Origin of the sequence: Runella sp. SP2 (assembly GCF_003711225.1) — a bacterium.
GTDB lineage: Bacteria > Bacteroidota > Bacteroidia > Cytophagales > Spirosomataceae > Runella.
Genome location: NZ_CP031030.1, coordinates 1,308,874 through 1,326,051 on the forward strand (window position 1 = coordinate 1,308,874; position 17,178 = coordinate 1,326,051).

Here is a 17,178-nt window from a genome sequence, read left to right on the forward strand (position 1 = left end):
ATACTACTTGCCCAAATGGAACAAAAGTAGTCGTTTCGGTTTCATCAAAATTTAATGGATAAGTTTATTAAAAAATCACAAGAAATTTGCCGTTGTAAATAATTGTTTATAAAATTGTAAGTAAAATAATAATTAGTAAAACAATTAAATATTTTGCACTTCATCAACAAACGTAAACATAGTACTCAATAGTCTAAAAATCAGAAAGATATGAACAGTGTAGCGGTAGAATTTGAAGGAGAAGTAAAAACAACCACCGATTTTTTGCCCCTCAATGGCACTGATTACGTGGAGTTGTATGTCGGAAATTCCAAGCAAGCAGCTCATTTTTTTCAGACTGCTTTTGGCTTTCAACCCTTGGCGTATGCAGGTTTAGAAACGGGCCTTCGCGACCGTGAGTCGTACGTGTTGGTACAGGATAAAATCCGATTAGTGTTAACGTCGCCGCTTCAAGGTGGTACCGAAATAGGGAAACACCTCGACAAGCACGGTGATGGTATTAAAGTGGTCGCTTTGTGGGTGGACGATGCGCAGTATTCATTTGAAGAAACCGTTCGACGTGGGGCAAAACCTTATTTTGAGCCTGTGGTGGAAGAAGATGCGTTTGGGAAAGTGGTACGTTCGGGTATTCATACGTATGGGGATACCGTTCATATTTTTGTAGAAAGAAGTCAATACAAAGGCGTTTTTTTGCCAGGTTTTAAATCATGGAATCCTGTGTACCGTCCTGCCGAAATTGGTCTAAAATATGTGGACCACATGGTAGGAAATGTGGGGTGGAATGAGATGTTACCTTGGGTGGATTTTTATGCCAATGTAATGGGTTTCAATCAGTTGGTATCGTTCGACGACAAAGATATTTCGACCGATTACACTGCCCTGATGAGTAAAGTAATGAGCAACGGAAACGGACGAATCAAATTCCCCATTAACGAACCTGCCGAAGGAAAGAAAAAATCTCAGGTAGAAGAATACCTAGATTTCTACGGTGGAGCAGGGGTGCAGCATATTGCCGTTGCTACCGATAATATCATAGAAACCGTGACCGAACTGCAAAACCGTGGCATTGAGTTTTTGAGAGTGCCTACCACGTATTACGATGATTTATTGTCGCGCGTTGGTCATATTGATGAAGACTTAGAGCCTTTACGTAAGTTAGGTATTTTGGTAGATCGCGATGATGAAGGGTATTTGCTTCAAATTTTTACCAAACCGATTATGCCACGCCCGACTTTGTTTTTTGAAATTATTCAACGCAAAGGAGCAAAGTCGTTTGGTAAAGGAAATTTTAAAGCATTGTTTGAAGCCATCGAACGCGAGCAAGAATTAAGAGGAACGTTGTAGCACCTAACAGGTAAAACAATGCAGCAGGACTTTAATAATTACACACCCAGCGACCACCAAGTTTGGAGGACGCTGTTTGAGCGGCAAATGGAACAATTGCCGCTCATGGCGAGCAAAACGTACGTAGAAGGAATTCAAAAAGTGGGCTTTGTCGCCGACCATATCCCTAATTTCGAAACCGAAACCAATCCACGCCTACGGGCGCTGACGGGTTGGGAGGTGGAGCCTGTGACGGGCTTGATTCCTAAACGTGATTTTTTTGAATTGTTGGCCAACCAAAAATTCCCCGCCTCGACTTGGCTACGTACGCCCGAGCAATTGGACTATTTGGAAGAACCCGATATGTTTCACGACACGTTTGGACACGTGCCACTGTTGGCACACCAGCCGTTTTGTGATTTTATGTCGGAGTTAAGTAAAGTGGCTTTGCGGTGGCTCGATGTCCCCGAAGCCATTGAACAAATCGGTAGTTTGTATTGGTACACCGTGGAGTTTGGGTTGATTGAAGAAGAAAACCGACTCAAAATTTACGGGGGAGGTATTTTGTCCTCGATTGGCGAAAGTACCTATTGCCTCCGCGCGGATGTTCCCAAAATTCGTTTTGATGTAAGAGCGCTTTTAGCATCTCCTTACCACATCGACCGATTTCAAGACCATTATTTTGTCATAAATTCTTTCGATGAATTGTATCGTTCAGTGCCTGATATTGAGGCTGTTTTAGCAGAAATGCACTTTTTGGTGTAAAAAAATATAAGTTTTTTTGCGAAAAAATTTGTTTTAAACATTTCAGAACCCCTATATTTGCGCCTCGATAAACGACAAGCCAACGCGGTTTTAATTTATCGTTCAGCCTTTAAACGGAGAGATGGGTGAGTGGCTGAAACCAGCAGTTTGCTAAACTGCCGTACTCGCAAGGGTACCGAGGGTTCGAATCCCTCTCCCTCCGCTTGCTTGAAATAGCAGGAATCGGGATGTAGCGTAGTCCGGTCATCGCGCCTGGTTTGGGACCAGGAGGTCGCAAGTTCGAATCTTGCCATCCCGACAGAAAGCCTTCCAATTTGGAAGGCTTTTTTATTTTCTATAGCTTCATTTTTTACCCGCAGAAACCCGCTGAATAATTCAAACGCAGATTGTCGCTGAAAAAGGACTTAATGAGTTTTTTCAGCGACAATCTGCGGGTTAAATCTGCGAAAGTCTGCGGGTAAAACTTTAATCAAACTCTCTACTTATTTTTTTGTATTATATAAAGTGCTAATAGTCAATGTTTTGTATAATAATTTTAAAGAAATTCCAAGAAAAATAGCCTCCTTCAAATCTAAGTACTGACCAATCGCCGTAAGTCTGTTTGTAATTCAAAACTTCAACAATCCATTAAAAACCAAATTACAAACACAATGAAAAAGCTAGTAATGTTGTTCGTGTCGGCATTTATTTTCAACGCATCTTTTGCCCAAGAAAAAACAGTAGAGGTAGGTGGAGCACCAATGTACCCGTCAAAAAATATCGTGCAAAATGCGGTTAATTCTAAAGACCACACAACGCTAGTAGCAGCCGTGAAAGCCGCTGGATTGGTAGAAACTTTGCAAAGTGCAGGTCCATTTACGGTTTTTGCTCCTACGAATGCCGCTTTTGACAAATTGCCTGCGGGAACAGTAGAGACCTTAGTGAAGCCTGAGAACAAAGGAACGCTTACCACTGTTTTAACGTACCACGTAGTAGCGGGTAAAATGGATTCCAAAGCCATCGCCGAGGCCATCAAAGCAGGAAGTGGAACGGCTACCTTCAAAACGGTACAGGGCGGAACGCTAAAAGTAACAATGAAAGGGAAAAATTTGATTCTTACTGACGAAAAAGGAGGCACCTCAACAGTAACAATCAAGGACGTGTATCAAAGCAACGGCGTGATTCACGTTATTGATACAGTCGTAATGCCAGGATAGGTTAGGTGTAGATGGTTAGCTTACGACCTGCGAGCGGTGGATATTTTCCACCGCTTTTTTTATTTTGTGCCAACTAAAACAAACTTCCCTGCAATCCTCCCTTTTCAAATTCAATGAGCCACTTTTTGCGCAAAAGACCACCCGCATAGCCCGTCAGGCTACCGTCAGAGCCAATGATACGGTGGCACGGAACAATGAGCCAAATGGGGTTTTTGCCATTGGCAGCCGCCACGGCACGGATAGCTTTTTCGTCGCCTAGTTGCCGAGAAAGTGCTAAATAAGAAGTGGTTCGGCCATAAGGAACAAGGAGTAATTCCTGCCAAACGCGTCGTTGAAATTCGGTTCCTTGGGGATTTAGCTTTAAGTCAAACTCTTGACGTTTTCCCTCAAAATATTCTTTCAATTGGGTTACACAGCGTTGTACTATCTCACAGGTTGGGGCTTCGAGGGTAGGGAAGGCATCGCTAGTAATGGTCACTTTTTGGATGCCGTCGTCGTCACCTTCAATGTGAGCTACTCCGAGGGGCGTTTGCAAATACGCAATAGACATGGGTTGTAGTTGATAAAATTGAAATAAAAATAGGTTTTTTTTGCATATAATCGTAATTTTGCGCGCAAATTTTTTAAAACAACTTACTATGTCTGCTGTTGTAGAAACGGCCAGTGTTTTGGCCGACCGCATTAACGCGTTAGAAGAGTCTTCTACGTTGGGAATGACCAAAAAAGCGCGCGAACTCGCCGCACAAGGTCATAAAGTGATTAGCTTGAGCGTTGGTGAGCCCGACTTCAAGACCCCCAAGCACATCTGCGAAGCTGCAAAGCAAGCCATCGACGAAGGCTATCACGGCTATTCGCCAGTGGCAGGTTATGCCGATTTGCGCAAAGCCATTGCTGATAAGTTTAAGAATGAGAACAATATAAATTGGAACCCTGAAAACGTAGTGGTTTCGACGGGAGCTAAACATTCGTTGGCTAACGTGATTCAGGTATTGGTAAACCCAGGCGACGAAGTGGTGATTTTGTCTCCATATTGGGTGAGCTATTCTGAAATGGTGAAGTTGGCTGAAGGGAAATCTGTGATTGTGGACGGTAGCTTTGAAAATGATTTTAAAGTAACACCTGAGCAATTGGAAGCGGCCATCACGAGCCGTACCAAAGTCGTAATGTTTGCTTCTCCTAACAACCCAACGGGTTCGGTATATAGCGAAGAAGAACTTCGTGCGTTGGCAGCGGTGATTGCAAAATACGAAAATGTGTATGTATTGGCGGACGAAATCTACGAATACATCAACTTTACACCACAAGGTCACTTTAGCATTGGTTCAGTAGCCGAAATTCACGACCGTGTGGTTACGGTTAACGGAGTTGCCAAAGGGTATGCCATGACAGGATGGCGCATTGGGTACATCGGTGCTGCTAAATGGATTGCCGATGGTGTAGAAAAATTACAAGGCCAAGTAACTTCTGGAACGGGGTCAATTTCACAGCGCGCTGCTTTGGCTGCCATCACAGGCCCTAAAGATGCCGCCAAAGAAATGTGCGAAGCCTACGACCGTCGCCGTCATTTGGTAGTTGGTTTGTTGAAAGAAATTCCAGGGTTCAAAGTAAATATGCCACAAGGTGCGTTTTATGCGTTCCCTGACATCAGCTATTATTTCGGTAAAACGGATGGTAAAACGGCCATCAACGACTCGGATGATTTCTGCATGTGGTTGTTGAACGAAGCGTTCGTAGCCACAGTTGCAGGTTCTGGTTTTGGAGCACCAAACTGTATGCGTATCTCAACGGCCGCTTCGGACGAAAACTTAACCGAAGCTTGTCGTCGTATTGCAGATGCCGTAGCAAAATTGTATTAGTCGCAAACTGCGACTGACGAAAATAGGTGTACCCCGAGAAAGCAAACGCGCTTTTTCGGGGTCTTTTTTTGCTATTGCTTTGGAAGCTTTTTAAGAATGGCTGAATCAATATAAAACGTACCAAAAGGAATGAAGCATGCCAGTAATACTTTCCAAGTTACCGTTTGGAAAGGCCAACGTTGTTCAAGGCTTACTTTGAGGGTACTAAAAACAAAAAGGACAAAAAGGATACCATGGACAGGGCCAATGGCTTTTACCCAACTTGGATCATGCGCCATGTACTTGAGCGGAACTGCTACAAAAACTAGCAATAGTAGAGAAATACCTTCCAAAAAGGCAATAAGCCGTAACCGACCTACGGAGGTCGTGAAAAAAGAGCTCATAATGTAAATGTTAGAAAGTTCTAAAAAGTGGTCGAGTAGAGAGCGGAGAAAATGGCCAAGGTATGGCAATAAAAATAACCAAGAGGGTCAATGCAAACCAGAAAAACATGGTTTTGAATTTATCGTGGTCGGTTGCTTTTCGTTTTGCTAACGCTGAACCGATGGTGACAAGAACAACCGCGATAAACATTAGCAATGGATGAATCAATCCGAAGAATGTTAAATCTAATTGTTGGAAACCCATTCGGACATTTTTCAAAAAATACATGGCCATCGGGCTTTCGCTGTAAATCCATAAGCCGAGCATCAACTGAATATGGGCCATAGTAGCTGTCCAATGCCGAAAAGCGTTATCGGCTCTTGTGAATGGACGGGGTTGACGAATCCCTAAATAAGCCCTAATCAGCGAGATAACTAAGGTAGCGACGACCAACCAACGAACCGTGGAATGTAAAAATAGAAGAAACGAATACATAGATTTTTTTATTTGCAAAGGTCGCTGCTAACCGAATACAAAAGTAGGACGAGAAAAGCTGATATTAGGACAAATCAATCTTTTTGCGAAATTCAAGCGGACTGACACCTACGTATTTTTTAAATAACCTACTAAAATAAGAAGCGTCTAGTAAACCAAGTTCGGTAGCAATTTCGCTGATACTTAGTTTGCTCTGAAATAGGAGTACTTTGGCTTCAAGTACCAGTGTTTGGTCAATCCACTTGGAGGGGGATTGATTGGTGACGTCACGGATAACTTTGTTGAGGTGATTGGGGCTGACGTGAAGCAATTCGGCGTATTCGCTCACAAGATGTTTATTACGAATATGCACATGCAAAAGTGCTTTGAAGCGATTGGTTAGGTGCAAAGACGTCGTGCTTTTTCCTTGTGCAAGTGGCTGATAGGCCGTGTTTAACTCGCACAGTGCCGCAATAAAATAGGGCTGAATCAACGAACTTCCCAAGCCGTATTGTTGGTATTCGAGCTGTACCCGATGAAAAAGCATTTCTAAAAAAAGGGCGCTTGACGGCTCTGGGCGAATGATGGGGTTGCCCCAAAGCGTAAGAAATTCAAATTGGTCAATCAGTTCTTTACTGCCAATTTTACCAATAAGAAAATCACTGCTAAACACCACAATGTAGCCCTGATTTTGTTCGTATTTATCAAATGAAAACACCTGTCCAGCGGGTACGACGAGGCATTCGTTGGCTTGGATGCAAACATCATGGAAGCCGATTTTCATGGTAGCTTCCCCTGACGTTAAGTAAATAAGCGAGTGCGTAGTGGAGCGAGAAGCGGGAACGGGTAATTTAGACAGTTTTATCAATTCTTGCACATCTACAATAAAGAAGCGCCCAAAGTCGGGGCGCATCATTTCTTGCAGCGGAGCCTCAGGTTCAAAGTACTTATCGACAAATTCGTAGGTCGAAAATGTTTTTATTTTTTTTGACACGGCTACTTGTCTAGTTTATTCGACGGCTTCTTGGTACCATTTTTCAAAATTGGCAGGAGCCTGCCAAGGGTGTTTTGGTTCGTAATAATTCCAAAGCGCTTTTGCTACCTTTCTAAGTAAAACATATCCAGCGTTATTGGAAGTCCAGCTTTCGTCTTTGTTGTTTTTGGTAATGACACAATACACATACTCTCCGTGAGGTGCATGAACCAAGACAGCTTCCGAACGAGAGCGATTAACCGCGCCATTTTTACATGCGGTTTTTATTTCAGGGGGAAGTTGCGAAAGCCCTTCACCGTCCCAATACTGACGGGTTAAATTACGGTACATTCGGTCGGAGGCGTCGGGGCTGATGGCTTTTCCTGCACGAATCATTGCAATGAGTTCGGCCATTTCGCGAGGGCTGGTTTGTCCCCAGCCGTAACGCGTGCGGTTGGCTTCGCGGCCAGGGGTGCGCGAATTGACTCGGGTGGCCGTAAATCCGTTTTTGTCCAACCATTCGTTGATACTTTTTCCGCCCCCTGCTAAGGCTTGACACCAAAGGCTGCCTGTGTTGTCGCTGACGGTTTCCATGAGCATTACAACTTCGCTCAATGGAATTTTTGCGCCGTCTTTGAGTGAGCCTACAATCCCATCATCGTAGTGTAACGAATCTTTGTAGGTAAGAATGGCATTGTATTTTAATTCACCTTTACTGATTTTATCAAACAACCCGCACTGAATCGGTACTTTGATCATGCTGGCTGTGGGAAACAGCGTATCGGCATTGATTTCGACGATTTTGTTGGTTTTCAAATTCCGAACATACACTCCCACGTCGCCTTCGTGTCCCTTGATGAGTTCTTGAAGAAGCGCCGTAAGCTTTTTGTCGGTTTTGGGGTTGCGAACAGTCGAAGGCTGTGCTGATGCTGAAAAAATACCGTAAAGGCAAATGATGATAAGAAAGGAAAGGCGAGTTGATGAAAACATGGGTTGGGGTGTTGGGAATTAAAGTGTGTTTTCGGAAAGCTGTTTATTCTCAAAATCGGCAAGATTCTGCAAAGTCACTTGGGCGATTTGGGTAAGGGCTTCTTCCGTAAAAAAACCTTGGTGCGCCGTAATTAGCACATTTGGAAAACTCATCAGTCGCATGAGCATATCGTCTTGGATGATGCTTTCCGAAAAATCATTGAAAAACAAATCGGCTTCTTGTTCATAGACATCAATGCCCAAATATCCTAATTTTTCGTTTTTTAGGGCATTAATAACCGCTTTAGTGTCGATAAGCCCGCCGCGACTCGTATTAATGAGCATGGCGTTAGGTTTCATTTTTTCGAGCGACTCGCTGTTAATGAGGCGATTGGTTTGGGGAGTAAGCGGGCAGTGGAGTGAAATTACGTCCGACTGGGCAAATAGCTCGTCTAATTCCACAAACTGAATTCCTGCATTGATAAGTACAGGATTGGGATGAATGTCATAAGCCAATACTTTGCACCCAAACCCTTTCATAATGAATGCAAAAGCCTCCCCAATTTTTCCCGTTCCAATCACCCCGACGGTTTTCCCGTACAAATCAAAACCCGTGAGGCGTTCCAACGAAAAATTCCCTTCACGGACGCGGTTGTAAGCTTTATGCGTTTTGCGGTTAAGTGTCATGATGAGTGCTACGGCGTGTTCGGCCACGGCGTGGGGCGAGTAAGCGGGTACACGAACGACGGTAATGCCATGTTTTTGAGCCGCTCGAAGGTCCACGTTGTTGAAACCCGCACAGCGTAGGGCGATGATTTTGATGTTTCGCGCGGCGAGTTGTGCAATGACTTCAGCGTTGAGTTGGTCATTGACAAAAACGCATACCCCGTCGTAGCCGTTGGCCAAATCAACGCTTTCGGCGTTGAGGGGATTTTCAAAGTATTTTAACTCATGGTATGTATTATAGCGGTTAAAATAGATTTTATCGTAGATTTTTGAACTGAAAAATGCAATTTTCATACCTTTTGTGTGACTTAAAACTAAAATAACGGTCTAACGATTTGCAAGGACTTAAAAAACACTTAGATTTGAGCCTTGTGAATCAAATATAGTATAAACCAAACAAAATCTTTTTCAACCATGGGACTCATGTCATTTTTTAAGGGTGTTGGAGAAAAAATCTTCGGCAAAGACGAACCAGCTGCAGCACCTGAAAAAGTTGCGGAACTCAAAGCAGGCGCGTTGCTTCAGCACGTAAAAACGTTGGGCTTGCCTTACAATAAACTCATTGTAAAAGTAGCGGGTCACACCGTTATTATTGAAGGTGAAGTTGCGAAACAAGAAGACGCCGAAAAAATCGCGTTGGCAGTAGGAAACGTAGAAGGTGTTGAGGCTGTTGATAACAATATGGTAGTGGTAGAACCCGCTCCAGAAGCTCAGTATCACACAGTTGTAGAAGGTGATTGGCTTTCTAAAATCTCGGCTAAGTACTACGGAGATCCAATGAAGTACGAAATTATCTTTGAAGCAAACAAGCCAATGTTGACTCACCCTGATAAAATTTACCCTGGTCAGGTGTTGCGTATTCCACCGCTTTCATAATTCAACATTCCCCAACTTCCCGAAAGTTTTAAACTTTCGGGAAGTTCTCCCCAAGCCCTTCTAAGCGTCATTTCTTGGAAGGGCTTTTTTTGTTGTTACTACCCCCAGAAAAGTGAAACTGATTTTTATCATGGTTTGGGTTAACAAAAAGTCATAAAAGGCTAGTGGGAAAGTGATTGTTTTGAGAACAAACATTTTAACCATCGTCGCACTATGACAAAACGTATTTCTTCCTCGACACCCATTGCTGCCCCAAGCCCCGCGTCTGAATCGGTAGTTGCTAGTTCCATTGTTGATGTAAATGAAGTGGATGCGTCCATTCAATTGTCCGAACTGCGCAACCTTCGCACCAAAAAAGACCTTTCTGATTTATTTAAACGCAACAACTCTGACCCCCGTAAAGTGCTGGAAACCATTCGCTACGAAGAGGAATTGGAGAAATTACAAATCGAATTAGTAAAACTTCAACGTTGGGTACAGGCCAAGGGAAAACGGATTGCGATTTTGTTTGAAGGGCGCGATGCGGCTGGAAAAGGAGGAACCATTCGGCGATTTACGGAACACCTCAATCCCCGTGCGATGCGGGTGGTGGCCCTACCTAAACCGACCGAAGAAGAAAAAGGTCAATGGTATTTTCAACGCTACGCCAAGCAACTTCCCAACCGTGGCGAAATTGTTTTTTTTGACCGAAGCTGGTACAACCGCGCGGTGGTTGAGCCAGTCAATAACTTTTGTACGGAAGGGCAATACGATATTTTTATGCAGCAAGTGCCTGAGTTTGAGCACATGTTGTACGAAGACGGACTTATCATTATCAAGTTTTGGTTTTCGATTTCTAAGGAAGAACAGTTGAATCGGTTCAAATCGCGAAAAGCCAATCCGTTGAAACAGTGGAAATTAAGTCCCGTAGATATGCAAGCGCAAGAAAAATGGACGACCTACACGAAGTTCAAAGAACAGATGTTTAGCAAAACGCACACTTCGTTTAGTCCGTGGATTATTGTGAAGGCCAACAACAAACAAAAAGCGCGTTTAGAAAGTATTCGGTACGTATTGTCCATTATTCCTTACGAAGGAAAAGACAAAAGCGTTGTTTCACTCTATCCCAATCCTAATATCATTACGCGTTTTCACCGAAATGCAATGACGGTGGATTGATAGCTACCTTCCCGAAAGTTTTGAACTTTGTTGTACGCTTTAAAGTTAGGTACGCTCAAACAGACATTTAGTTTGATTGGTTTTTTTGTTTTGAAAATACGGTCATATTTTTGATTCTATCATCAGTAAGACAGTTATCGGCAATATTTTTGATAATTTGAGTGGAGTTCGAGATTTGCCACTTCAAGGTATCTGGCTTGAATTTAAGTTGGACAAATTGGTGAGCAAATTCTTTTCCTACCCTAATCGTTTGTCCGAAATGCGTAATTTGTCCTACTGATGATACTTTTCGAGTGTAGATTTTTTTTGCAATAAATTCATGAACTCTCTTTGAATCAAAGTCTTTACTTGAAAATACGCGTTGTTTAGTAATTAACTCAGGGAAAGCCATCGCCCTGGTTTTTCCCTCCAGCCGAGTTACTGGATACAGCTGTCGTTGAATATGAATTTGGGCATCTAGCTTGGCTTGTAATTCTTGTAAACAACGGCAAGCTTGCACTTCTGCCCAGCGTTGAGTGGTATCTTGCATTTTCTCAACGCGATTATTCATCTGTGGACAATAAGGTTTATTCCAAGTCAAATCAATATCGTGAGCGATAAGCCACAGCGCTAAAGGCGGAGTAGGTGCCCCAGCAGGACTTCCGAATGGCTCGCCATTATCTACTCTAAAACAACCTGCTTTTCCCCATTTGTTGAAAACCTCAATAAGTTTTTGCCGTATTTGGTCAATGGGCACTTGATTGATTCGGGCATAGGGGGAAAACGGGTGCTTCCAGACAAGCTCCACTTTTTTCATCCACAATGGTCAAATAACAAGCTGATTGACCATTTTCTAAGCTTAATCGTTCTTTGGCATCTACCTGCCAGATGTTATGAACCTGTGTTGATTGCCCAATTTTGGGTTCTAATTTTTGGGAACGTGGTTTGCTCATATGAGCTGACAAAAACCAACGTTGAATCGTGCGTACATGAACCACCTGAGAGCAACCATAGCGATTGACCAGGTGCATATGAATCAAGGGGCTTCCCCAATTTGGATGTAAACGTTTTAGCCAAAGAGCTCCTCGATAAATCACATCGGATCTACTGGGCGGCTTTTTGCCACAGTTCTCATATGCTGTTCGTAAATTTGATTGGGGAGTTTTTTGGTGTTTATGCCATAAGTTTCGCAGGGTAGCATAGGGAACACCTAAGTGTTCACTAATATATTTTAGTGTTTTACCTGAGGCTTTTAACTCCAGTAATGACTGCCGTATCGCTGTATTGGTCGCTTGTCCCATCGGTTGTTGCTTGTATGAGCGTATATCAAAAAACAAAAGTACTTAACTTCTTGCCGCTATAAATACTTAACTTTAAGACGTACAGCAACTTTCGGGAAGGTTTCAAAACCTTCGGGAAGGTATTAAACTAGCGGTGAGGCTTTCCTTCTTCGATACGCCTGTATTTGTTTCAGCGGAAAAGGCAGATTATTGTAATGCAGCACTGAATATTGTTCGGGCTGGGCACCGAAGGAAGCATAAAACGAGGCAATGGATGCTTTTTCAGGACTTTCAAAGTCGAAAATATAGCCCGAGCTGGCGTAGGTTTGAATAAGTTGGTCAATCAACAATGTACGCGCATTGCCTTTACGCCCGACGGGAGAGGCGGCGTTGAACAAATAAATAATGCGCTGGTCGTGGACGGCAAACAGCGCTCCAGCTTCTATTTTTCCATCTTTGAGCGCATAGACAATCCGAGCGGCGTTTTGTTGTCGCAATGCTTCTTCCACCTTGCGTAGTAATTTGTAAGCCGTTTCGGCCACGCCACCCTGAATGTTGGCGGCATGATTTTCTTGAAATAATTGAATGAGTGGGGCAATCTCTCGGCTTTCTTGTAGTTCCCAGCCAAAGTTTTGCGCCCGACGCAGGTTCATCCGACGGTCGGGAGAGTAGCGTTGACGGAGGGTAGGGTAGGGCGTATCTAGCGGAAAAAGGTGCGTGCAGCAGCGTTGACGTTCAAACTGCGGAGGCAATTGTTCTCCTAAAAACCGCCCCGAATAGCTAGAAACGTACCGAAAATGCGTAGAAAGGGCTTCCAAAAAAGCAGTTTGTACCGAGGTAAGCTCGACCGAAGATGTAGTGAAAATCCCTAAAAATTGACAGTAAAACGGCTGTTGGACTACGTTTAACCCCCATTTTTTCTGTACAGGCAGCGGCATGATGGCCTTCCAAATTCCTTCTTCTTCCAGTACCAATGCCTGCCACTGCGGCGAAACCACCTCCAAATACCACGAATAGGCATACACCATCCGCTGAGGGGAAGCCGCAATAAAAGCATCCCAACGGCTAAGGGAGAAAGCGGTATGCGGGAGGAGGTGGATGTTACCCAAAATTACTCCGAATTTTTTGGAGCGCTTCTTTTACTGCTTCATCTTGTTCCATCAAATCGCTGATGGTTTGTACGGCGTGAATGACCGTGCTGTGGTCGCGGCCGCCAAAGTGATACCCAATGGATTTCAACGACAAATCGGTGAGTTCTTTGGCAAAATACATGGCCACCTGCCGCGGGAATACCAACTCTTTTTTACGGCTCTTGCTTTTCAAATCGGCGATGGTCACGTCGTAAAAGTCCGATACAATGTCTTGAATCGTGTCGATATTGACTTCCTTTTCTTCGGTAGAAACAATGTTTTTTAACACGTTTTTGGCCAATTCAAGGTCAATGTCGCGGCGAACAAGCGATGCTTGGGCCATAAGGGAGATAATCACCCCTTCAAGTTCGCGAACGTTGGTGTTGACACTGTGCGCCACGTATTCAATCACACTTGCTTCGATGTAAATCCCCTCGGCTTGGAGTTTGCGCTGAATGATGGCAATCCGCGTTTCAAGGTCGGGCTGTTGGAGGTCGGCCGTGAGTCCCCACTTAAAGCGCGAAAGCAAACGGTCTTGAAGACCCTGCAATTCACTTGGACGGCGGTCGGAGGTCATGATAATTTGACGACCCGATTGGTGCAAGTGATTAAAAATATGGAAGAAAGTATCTTGCGTTTTTTCTTTGCCCGATAAAAACTGCACATCGTCCAAAATCAACGTATCCACCCGCATGTAGAAGTCGGTGAAATCTTGCAGGGTGTTGTTTTTGATGGCGTTGATAAATTGGTTCGTAAATTTTTCCGAAGAAACGTACAACACCGATTTGTCGCCAAAATGACCTTTGATGTGGTTGCCGATGGCTTGTACCAAGTGCGTTTTTCCTAAACCCACGCCGCCATAAATCAGAAGTGGGTTGAACGAAGTAACGCCAGGGCGCTGCGCCACGGCCATCCCTGCCGAGCGGGCCAAACGGTTACAATCTCCCTCAATGTAGTTGTCAAAACTGTAATTGGCATTGAGAAACAAATCCAACTCCGTCGTATCAATCCCTCTCACGGGCGGTGGAGCAGGCTTTCGGGGTTCTGACGCTGCTTTCTGACGGGCCTCGGCGGCTACGGGTGAGTTGGTCGTCGGAACGTGCACCTTAATCGGTGGCTGGCGGTCGGTGCCTGTGTCAACAATGATAGAGTATTCGAGTTGTCCTTCACGGCCAATAGCGAAGTCGAGTGCGCGTCGAAGAACGTGAATATAGTTTTCTTCGAGCCACTCATAAAAAAACTGACTAGGTACTTGTATGGTCAAAGTTTTCCCATCAAGCCGAAAGGGGACAATCGGCTCAAACCAGGTTTTAAAACTTTGCTCGGAGATATTTGCCTTGATGACTTGCAGGCATTTCTCCCATACCTCATCGACTTCGCGGCGTAATTGATAGTTCACTCAACTCTATTTTTTGGACAAAGGGCTGCAAAATTAGGGAAAACTTACGCATAAACAACAAGCAGGAGGTGCTGATTTTTGTCAGAAATGAAGTTTTTTTGCAAAAAATCATGGGTTTTTTGCGCATCTATATCTATATAGCAGCAAATCCAGCACAAGGCTTGAAACGGAAAGTTATTCCATCTATTTTTACCCCATCGTTATAAAATTATTTTTTCTTTAAAAAGTACAAGACTTCATGAACTTACCTCTTTTCTCCGAATTTTCCCCCGCTTCCAAAGAAATTTGGAAACAGCAAACCATTAAAGACCTAAAGGGAAAGGATTTTGAGGCAACCCTGTTGTGGAATACGGCGGAAGGGATCGTGGTCGAGCCTTACTATGGAGCAGAAGACCTTGCAGATGAGCGTTTTGTGGAAATTCAGGCTTCTCAGGCTAAAAATGCAGGTTGGCTCAATCAGCCACAAGTGGAAGTAGGGGAAGAAAAAGCAACCAACTCGCAGCTCAAAGCACTACTTCAAAAAGGAGTGGATGCGTTGACGTTGGATTTGACAAAAAATAAAAAAATAGAACTGACAAAATTGCTCGACGGGATAAAGTTGAGCGAAACACCCGTTTTTTTTCAAACGGGAGGGAGAGAAGTGGCTACCGTTTCGGAATTACTCCGATTTATACCCTACCAAATGAAAGGCGGTTTGGCCGACGACGGCTTGGCGCGTTGGACACAAACGGGGGAGCTTTCTGAAACGTATTTTGAAGAGTTGACCAACTGTATTCGACAAACTCAAACGTCGCCGCAGTTTAGGACGGTGTGCGTTAGTAGTCATGCGTTTCATAATGCAGGGGCAAATATTGCCCAAGAGCTGGCCTTCACGCTTTCATCAGCAGTGACCTTCCTAGATAAACTTACCGATGAAGGTCTTGCGGTGGAGAAGATTTTGCCAAAAGTATATTTCTCTTTATCCATTGGTACAAATTATTTTCTGGAAATTGCTAAACTCCGTGCACTGCGGTATTTGTGGGAGCGAATTTGTGGGCAGTTTTTGAAGGAAGAAGGTACCTCCTTGCGTCGGTATGACAAAGCGAACTGCTACATCCATGCGCAGACATCGACGTTTTATGATGCAGCCACCACGCCCAACACCAATATGTTACGCGCAACAACCGAGGCCATGAGTGCGGTGATGGGTGGTTGCGACGCGTTGACTGTTCACGCGTACGATGCAGTATTTCAGGAGTCGGACGAGTTTTCGGAGCGAATTGCTCGGAATATTTCCATTCTGTTGAAAGGGGAAAGTTATTTAGACAAGACGATTGACCCTGCGGCGGGAAGTTATTACCTCGAAAATCTGACCCTTCAACTGGCCGACGAGGCTTGGAAATTGTTCTTGGCCATTGAAGAAAAAGGTGGATTTATGGAGGCAATTGCTCAAAATATCATTCAAGAAGCGATTGAGGAGAACTTTCAGCAAACCCTCAAAGCCTTGGAAGAGGGAAAACGTGTGATGGTGGGCGTCAATAAATTTAGGTTTGACGATGATGCCTTTGTGACGCCTCCCGCTATTGAAGTAAAGCCCATTCAATCTGCGTTTAAATTACTTGTCAACCGTCGAATTGCCCAATCGTTTGAAGTATAAAAGCTAAGATGACCACACCCGATAGAGTAAGCCGTTATTTGCAAATCCTGCTCATGGTGGCAGCGATTATGTATTTTACCAAAGTGATTACGATTCCGATGACATTTGGATTGTTGATTGCGATGGTGTTATACCCACTTTGTCGGTGGCTTGAACAACGCCGTTGGCCCCGAAGTGCTGCCATTGCGACTTGCCTGGCCATTGTGTTAGTGATTGGTGCGGGATTGGTTGGAATTATGGTATGGCAAGTGGTCGAATTACGGCAAGAATTACCGCGATTGACGCTAAAAAGTGACAAGATATTAGTTGATTTTCAACAGTGGCTCACGACGAAATGGCATATTTCCCTTGACATGCAAATCAATTGGCTACGACAAACGGCTAATAATTTGGGCAGTCGATTGGGGGCAGTTTTGTTGGGGACGGTCAATGCGACGGCAAGTTTACTGTTTAATTTGGTGATAATTCCCCTTTTCACGGCGCTATTTTTAAGCTACCGAGAACTGCTGATGCGGGGCTTATATCAACTTTTTGGCGATGCAAACCGCAACCGAGTAAGGGTGGTAGCGATGCAAACGGTAGATACCTATTATAACTACATCAAAGGCTTGCTCTTGGTATATTTGATTGTTGGTATTCTCAACAGTGTGGGCTTGGCCATTGTGGGGTTGAACCAAGCGATTTTGTTTGGTTTTATTGCGTCCATTTTGACCATCATTCCTTATGTTGGGATTGCGATTGGGGCATTGCTGCCCATTTCGGTTGCTTGGATGATGCACGATTCAATTTGGTATCCGTTGGGCGTGGTGGCGGTATTTAGCGTCGTTCAGTATTTAGAGGCCAATGTCATTTTTCCATGGGTGGTAGGTGTTCAATTAAAGGTAAACACGTTGGCGTCGGTGGTGGCGTTGTTTTTGGGCGGGGTCATTTGGGGGGTATCGGGGATGGTGTTGTTTTTGCCTTTTGTGGCCATTTTAAAGCTCATCGCCGATAATGTGGACGAATGGAAGCCCTTAGCAACGTTTTTGGGGCCTGATGAATTGTTTCAATAAAACCTTAATAGCTTTCATTTTAA

General features: G+C 44.1%; 18 protein-coding genes and 2 tRNA genes. 10 read left to right on the top strand and 10 right to left on the bottom strand.

Annotated elements, in window-relative coordinates; translation table 11 throughout:
• The first annotated feature begins 210 nt into the window (after nucleotides 1–210).
• From hppD to DTQ70_RS05515, 5 genes are all read left to right on the top strand, one after another.
• Nucleotides 211–1,344: a 4-hydroxyphenylpyruvate dioxygenase gene (gene hppD, locus DTQ70_RS05495; protein ID WP_122929877.1), complete on the top strand. Its 1,134-nt coding sequence runs from the start codon at nucleotides 211–213 to the stop codon at nucleotides 1,342–1,344.
• An 18-nt stretch (nucleotides 1,345–1,362) separates the two neighbouring features.
• Complete coding sequence (gene phhA, locus DTQ70_RS05500) at nucleotides 1,363–2,088, top strand: phenylalanine 4-monooxygenase (RefSeq protein WP_122929878.1); 726 nt, start codon at nucleotides 1,363–1,365, stop codon at nucleotides 2,086–2,088.
• A 115-nt stretch (nucleotides 2,089–2,203) separates the two neighbouring features.
• Nucleotides 2,204–2,290 (top strand) — tRNA-Ser (locus DTQ70_RS05505).
• A gap of 21 nt (nucleotides 2,291–2,311) precedes the next feature.
• Nucleotides 2,312–2,386 (top strand) — tRNA-Pro (locus DTQ70_RS05510).
• Nucleotides 2,387–2,738: 352 nt separating this feature from the next.
• Entirely contained in the window at nucleotides 2,739–3,284 is a 546-nt protein-coding gene (locus tag DTQ70_RS05515) for a fasciclin domain-containing protein (RefSeq protein WP_122929879.1), read from the top strand.
• A 73-nt stretch (nucleotides 3,285–3,357) separates the two neighbouring features.
• Here the strand turns inward: DTQ70_RS05515 and DTQ70_RS05520 are convergent, their stop codons facing one another.
• Complete coding sequence (locus tag DTQ70_RS05520; protein WP_122934281.1) at nucleotides 3,358–3,834, bottom strand: methylated-DNA--[protein]-cysteine S-methyltransferase; 477 nt, start codon at nucleotides 3,832–3,834, stop codon at nucleotides 3,358–3,360.
• 88 nt (nucleotides 3,835–3,922) lie between these two features.
• On the opposite strand from DTQ70_RS05520, the gene DTQ70_RS05525 reads away from it, so the two are divergent.
• Complete coding sequence (locus DTQ70_RS05525; RefSeq protein ID WP_122929880.1) at nucleotides 3,923–5,140, top strand: pyridoxal phosphate-dependent aminotransferase; 1,218 nt, start codon at nucleotides 3,923–3,925, stop codon at nucleotides 5,138–5,140.
• A gap of 71 nt (nucleotides 5,141–5,211) precedes the next feature.
• Here DTQ70_RS05525 and DTQ70_RS05530 read toward each other — a convergent pair whose 3' ends face one another.
• The 5 genes from DTQ70_RS05530 to DTQ70_RS05550 form a co-directional block, all read right to left on the bottom strand.
• Nucleotides 5,212–5,523: a DUF3817 domain-containing protein gene (locus DTQ70_RS05530; protein WP_122929881.1), complete on the bottom strand. Its 312-nt coding sequence runs from the start codon at nucleotides 5,521–5,523 to the stop codon at nucleotides 5,212–5,214.
• 10 nt (nucleotides 5,524–5,533) lie between these two features.
• A complete protein-coding gene (locus DTQ70_RS05535) occupies nucleotides 5,534–5,998 on the bottom strand; it encodes a hypothetical protein (protein WP_122929882.1) in 465 nt (154 codons plus the stop codon).
• Between the two features lie 64 nt (nucleotides 5,999–6,062).
• On the bottom strand, nucleotides 6,063–6,971 hold the full coding sequence (locus tag DTQ70_RS05540; RefSeq protein WP_164489880.1) for an AraC family transcriptional regulator: 909 nt from the start codon (nucleotides 6,969–6,971) through the stop codon (nucleotides 6,063–6,065).
• Nucleotides 6,972–6,986: 15 nt separating this feature from the next.
• Nucleotides 6,987–7,940 (bottom strand): serine hydrolase, encoded by a 954-nt coding sequence (locus DTQ70_RS05545; protein WP_122929884.1) that lies wholly within the window; start codon nucleotides 7,938–7,940, stop codon nucleotides 6,987–6,989.
• An 18-nt stretch (nucleotides 7,941–7,958) separates the two neighbouring features.
• Nucleotides 7,959–8,939: a 2-hydroxyacid dehydrogenase gene (locus DTQ70_RS05550; RefSeq protein WP_122929885.1), complete on the bottom strand. Its 981-nt coding sequence runs from the start codon at nucleotides 8,937–8,939 to the stop codon at nucleotides 7,959–7,961.
• Nucleotides 8,940–9,059: 120 nt separating this feature from the next.
• Between DTQ70_RS05550 and lysM the strand changes: the two genes are divergently transcribed.
• On the top strand, nucleotides 9,060–9,521 hold the full coding sequence (gene lysM / locus DTQ70_RS05555) for a peptidoglycan-binding protein LysM (RefSeq protein WP_122929886.1): 462 nt from the start codon (nucleotides 9,060–9,062) through the stop codon (nucleotides 9,519–9,521).
• Nucleotides 9,522–9,734: 213 nt separating this feature from the next.
• Nucleotides 9,735–10,679, top strand: a complete 945-nt coding sequence (gene ppk2 / locus DTQ70_RS05560) for a polyphosphate kinase 2 (protein ID WP_122929887.1) — start codon at nucleotides 9,735–9,737, stop codon at nucleotides 10,677–10,679.
• 67 nt (nucleotides 10,680–10,746) lie between these two features.
• On the opposite strand, the gene DTQ70_RS05565 is transcribed toward ppk2, so the two are convergent.
• The 4 genes from DTQ70_RS05565 to dnaA all read right to left on the bottom strand — a co-directional run bounded on the left by DTQ70_RS05565 (nucleotide 10,747) and on the right by dnaA (nucleotide 14,467).
• Nucleotides 10,747–11,475, bottom strand: a complete 729-nt coding sequence (locus DTQ70_RS05565) for a hypothetical protein (RefSeq protein ID WP_122929371.1) — start codon at nucleotides 11,473–11,475, stop codon at nucleotides 10,747–10,749.
• Nucleotides 11,405–11,959, bottom strand: a complete 555-nt coding sequence (locus tag DTQ70_RS30595; RefSeq protein WP_164489881.1) for a hypothetical protein — start codon at nucleotides 11,957–11,959, stop codon at nucleotides 11,405–11,407. The genes DTQ70_RS05565 and DTQ70_RS30595 overlap by 71 nt, the downstream gene beginning before the upstream one ends.
• A 122-nt stretch (nucleotides 11,960–12,081) precedes the next feature.
• Entirely contained in the window at nucleotides 12,082–13,047 is a 966-nt protein-coding gene (locus tag DTQ70_RS05570; RefSeq protein WP_164489882.1) for a GNAT family N-acetyltransferase, read from the bottom strand.
• Nucleotides 13,040–14,467 (bottom strand): chromosomal replication initiator protein DnaA, encoded by a 1,428-nt coding sequence (gene dnaA, locus DTQ70_RS05575; protein WP_122929889.1) that lies wholly within the window; start codon nucleotides 14,465–14,467, stop codon nucleotides 13,040–13,042. Before dnaA ends, DTQ70_RS05570 begins: the two co-directional genes overlap by 8 nt.
• A gap of 238 nt (nucleotides 14,468–14,705) precedes the next feature.
• Between dnaA and DTQ70_RS05580 the strand changes: the two genes are divergently transcribed.
• Both DTQ70_RS05580 and DTQ70_RS05585 read left to right on the top strand, forming a co-directional pair.
• Entirely contained in the window at nucleotides 14,706–16,103 is a 1,398-nt protein-coding gene (locus tag DTQ70_RS05580) for a methylmalonyl-CoA mutase subunit beta (RefSeq protein ID WP_122929890.1), read from the top strand.
• Nucleotides 16,104–16,111: 8 nt separating this feature from the next.
• Nucleotides 16,112–17,155: an AI-2E family transporter gene (locus tag DTQ70_RS05585; RefSeq protein WP_122929891.1), complete on the top strand. Its 1,044-nt coding sequence runs from the start codon at nucleotides 16,112–16,114 to the stop codon at nucleotides 17,153–17,155.
• Nucleotides 17,156–17,178: the final 23 nt, after the last annotated feature.

Excerpts from the sequence above, each read along its gene's own strand:
- hppD (WP_122929877.1), top strand. The coding sequence starts at position 211 with ATGAACAGTGTAGCGGTAGAATTTGAAGGAGAAGTAAAAACAACCACC.
- phhA (WP_122929878.1), top strand. The coding sequence starts at position 1,363 with ATGCAGCAGGACTTTAATAATTACACACCCAGCGACCACCAAGTTTGG.
- DTQ70_RS05515 (WP_122929879.1), top strand. The coding sequence starts at position 2,739 with ATGAAAAAGCTAGTAATGTTGTTCGTGTCGGCATTTATTTTCAACGCA.
- DTQ70_RS05520 (WP_122934281.1), bottom strand. The coding sequence starts at position 3,834 with ATGTCTATTGCGTATTTGCAAACGCCCCTCGGAGTAGCTCACATTGAA.
- DTQ70_RS05525 (WP_122929880.1), top strand. The coding sequence starts at position 3,923 with ATGTCTGCTGTTGTAGAAACGGCCAGTGTTTTGGCCGACCGCATTAAC.
- DTQ70_RS05530 (WP_122929881.1), bottom strand. The coding sequence starts at position 5,523 with ATGAGCTCTTTTTTCACGACCTCCGTAGGTCGGTTACGGCTTATTGCC.
- DTQ70_RS05535 (WP_122929882.1), bottom strand. The coding sequence starts at position 5,998 with ATGTATTCGTTTCTTCTATTTTTACATTCCACGGTTCGTTGGTTGGTC.
- DTQ70_RS05545 (WP_122929884.1), bottom strand. The coding sequence starts at position 7,940 with ATGTTTTCATCAACTCGCCTTTCCTTTCTTATCATCATTTGCCTTTAC.
- DTQ70_RS05550 (WP_122929885.1), bottom strand. The coding sequence starts at position 8,939 with ATGAAAATTGCATTTTTCAGTTCAAAAATCTACGATAAAATCTATTTT.
- lysM (WP_122929886.1), top strand. The coding sequence starts at position 9,060 with ATGGGACTCATGTCATTTTTTAAGGGTGTTGGAGAAAAAATCTTCGGC.
- ppk2 (WP_122929887.1), top strand. The coding sequence starts at position 9,735 with ATGACAAAACGTATTTCTTCCTCGACACCCATTGCTGCCCCAAGCCCC.
- DTQ70_RS05565 (WP_122929371.1), bottom strand. The coding sequence starts at position 11,475 with ATGAAAAAAGTGGAGCTTGTCTGGAAGCACCCGTTTTCCCCCTATGCC.
- DTQ70_RS30595 (WP_164489881.1), bottom strand. The coding sequence starts at position 11,959 with ATGGGACAAGCGACCAATACAGCGATACGGCAGTCATTACTGGAGTTA.
- DTQ70_RS05580 (WP_122929890.1), top strand. The coding sequence starts at position 14,706 with ATGAACTTACCTCTTTTCTCCGAATTTTCCCCCGCTTCCAAAGAAATT.
- DTQ70_RS05585 (WP_122929891.1), top strand. The coding sequence starts at position 16,112 with ATGACCACACCCGATAGAGTAAGCCGTTATTTGCAAATCCTGCTCATG.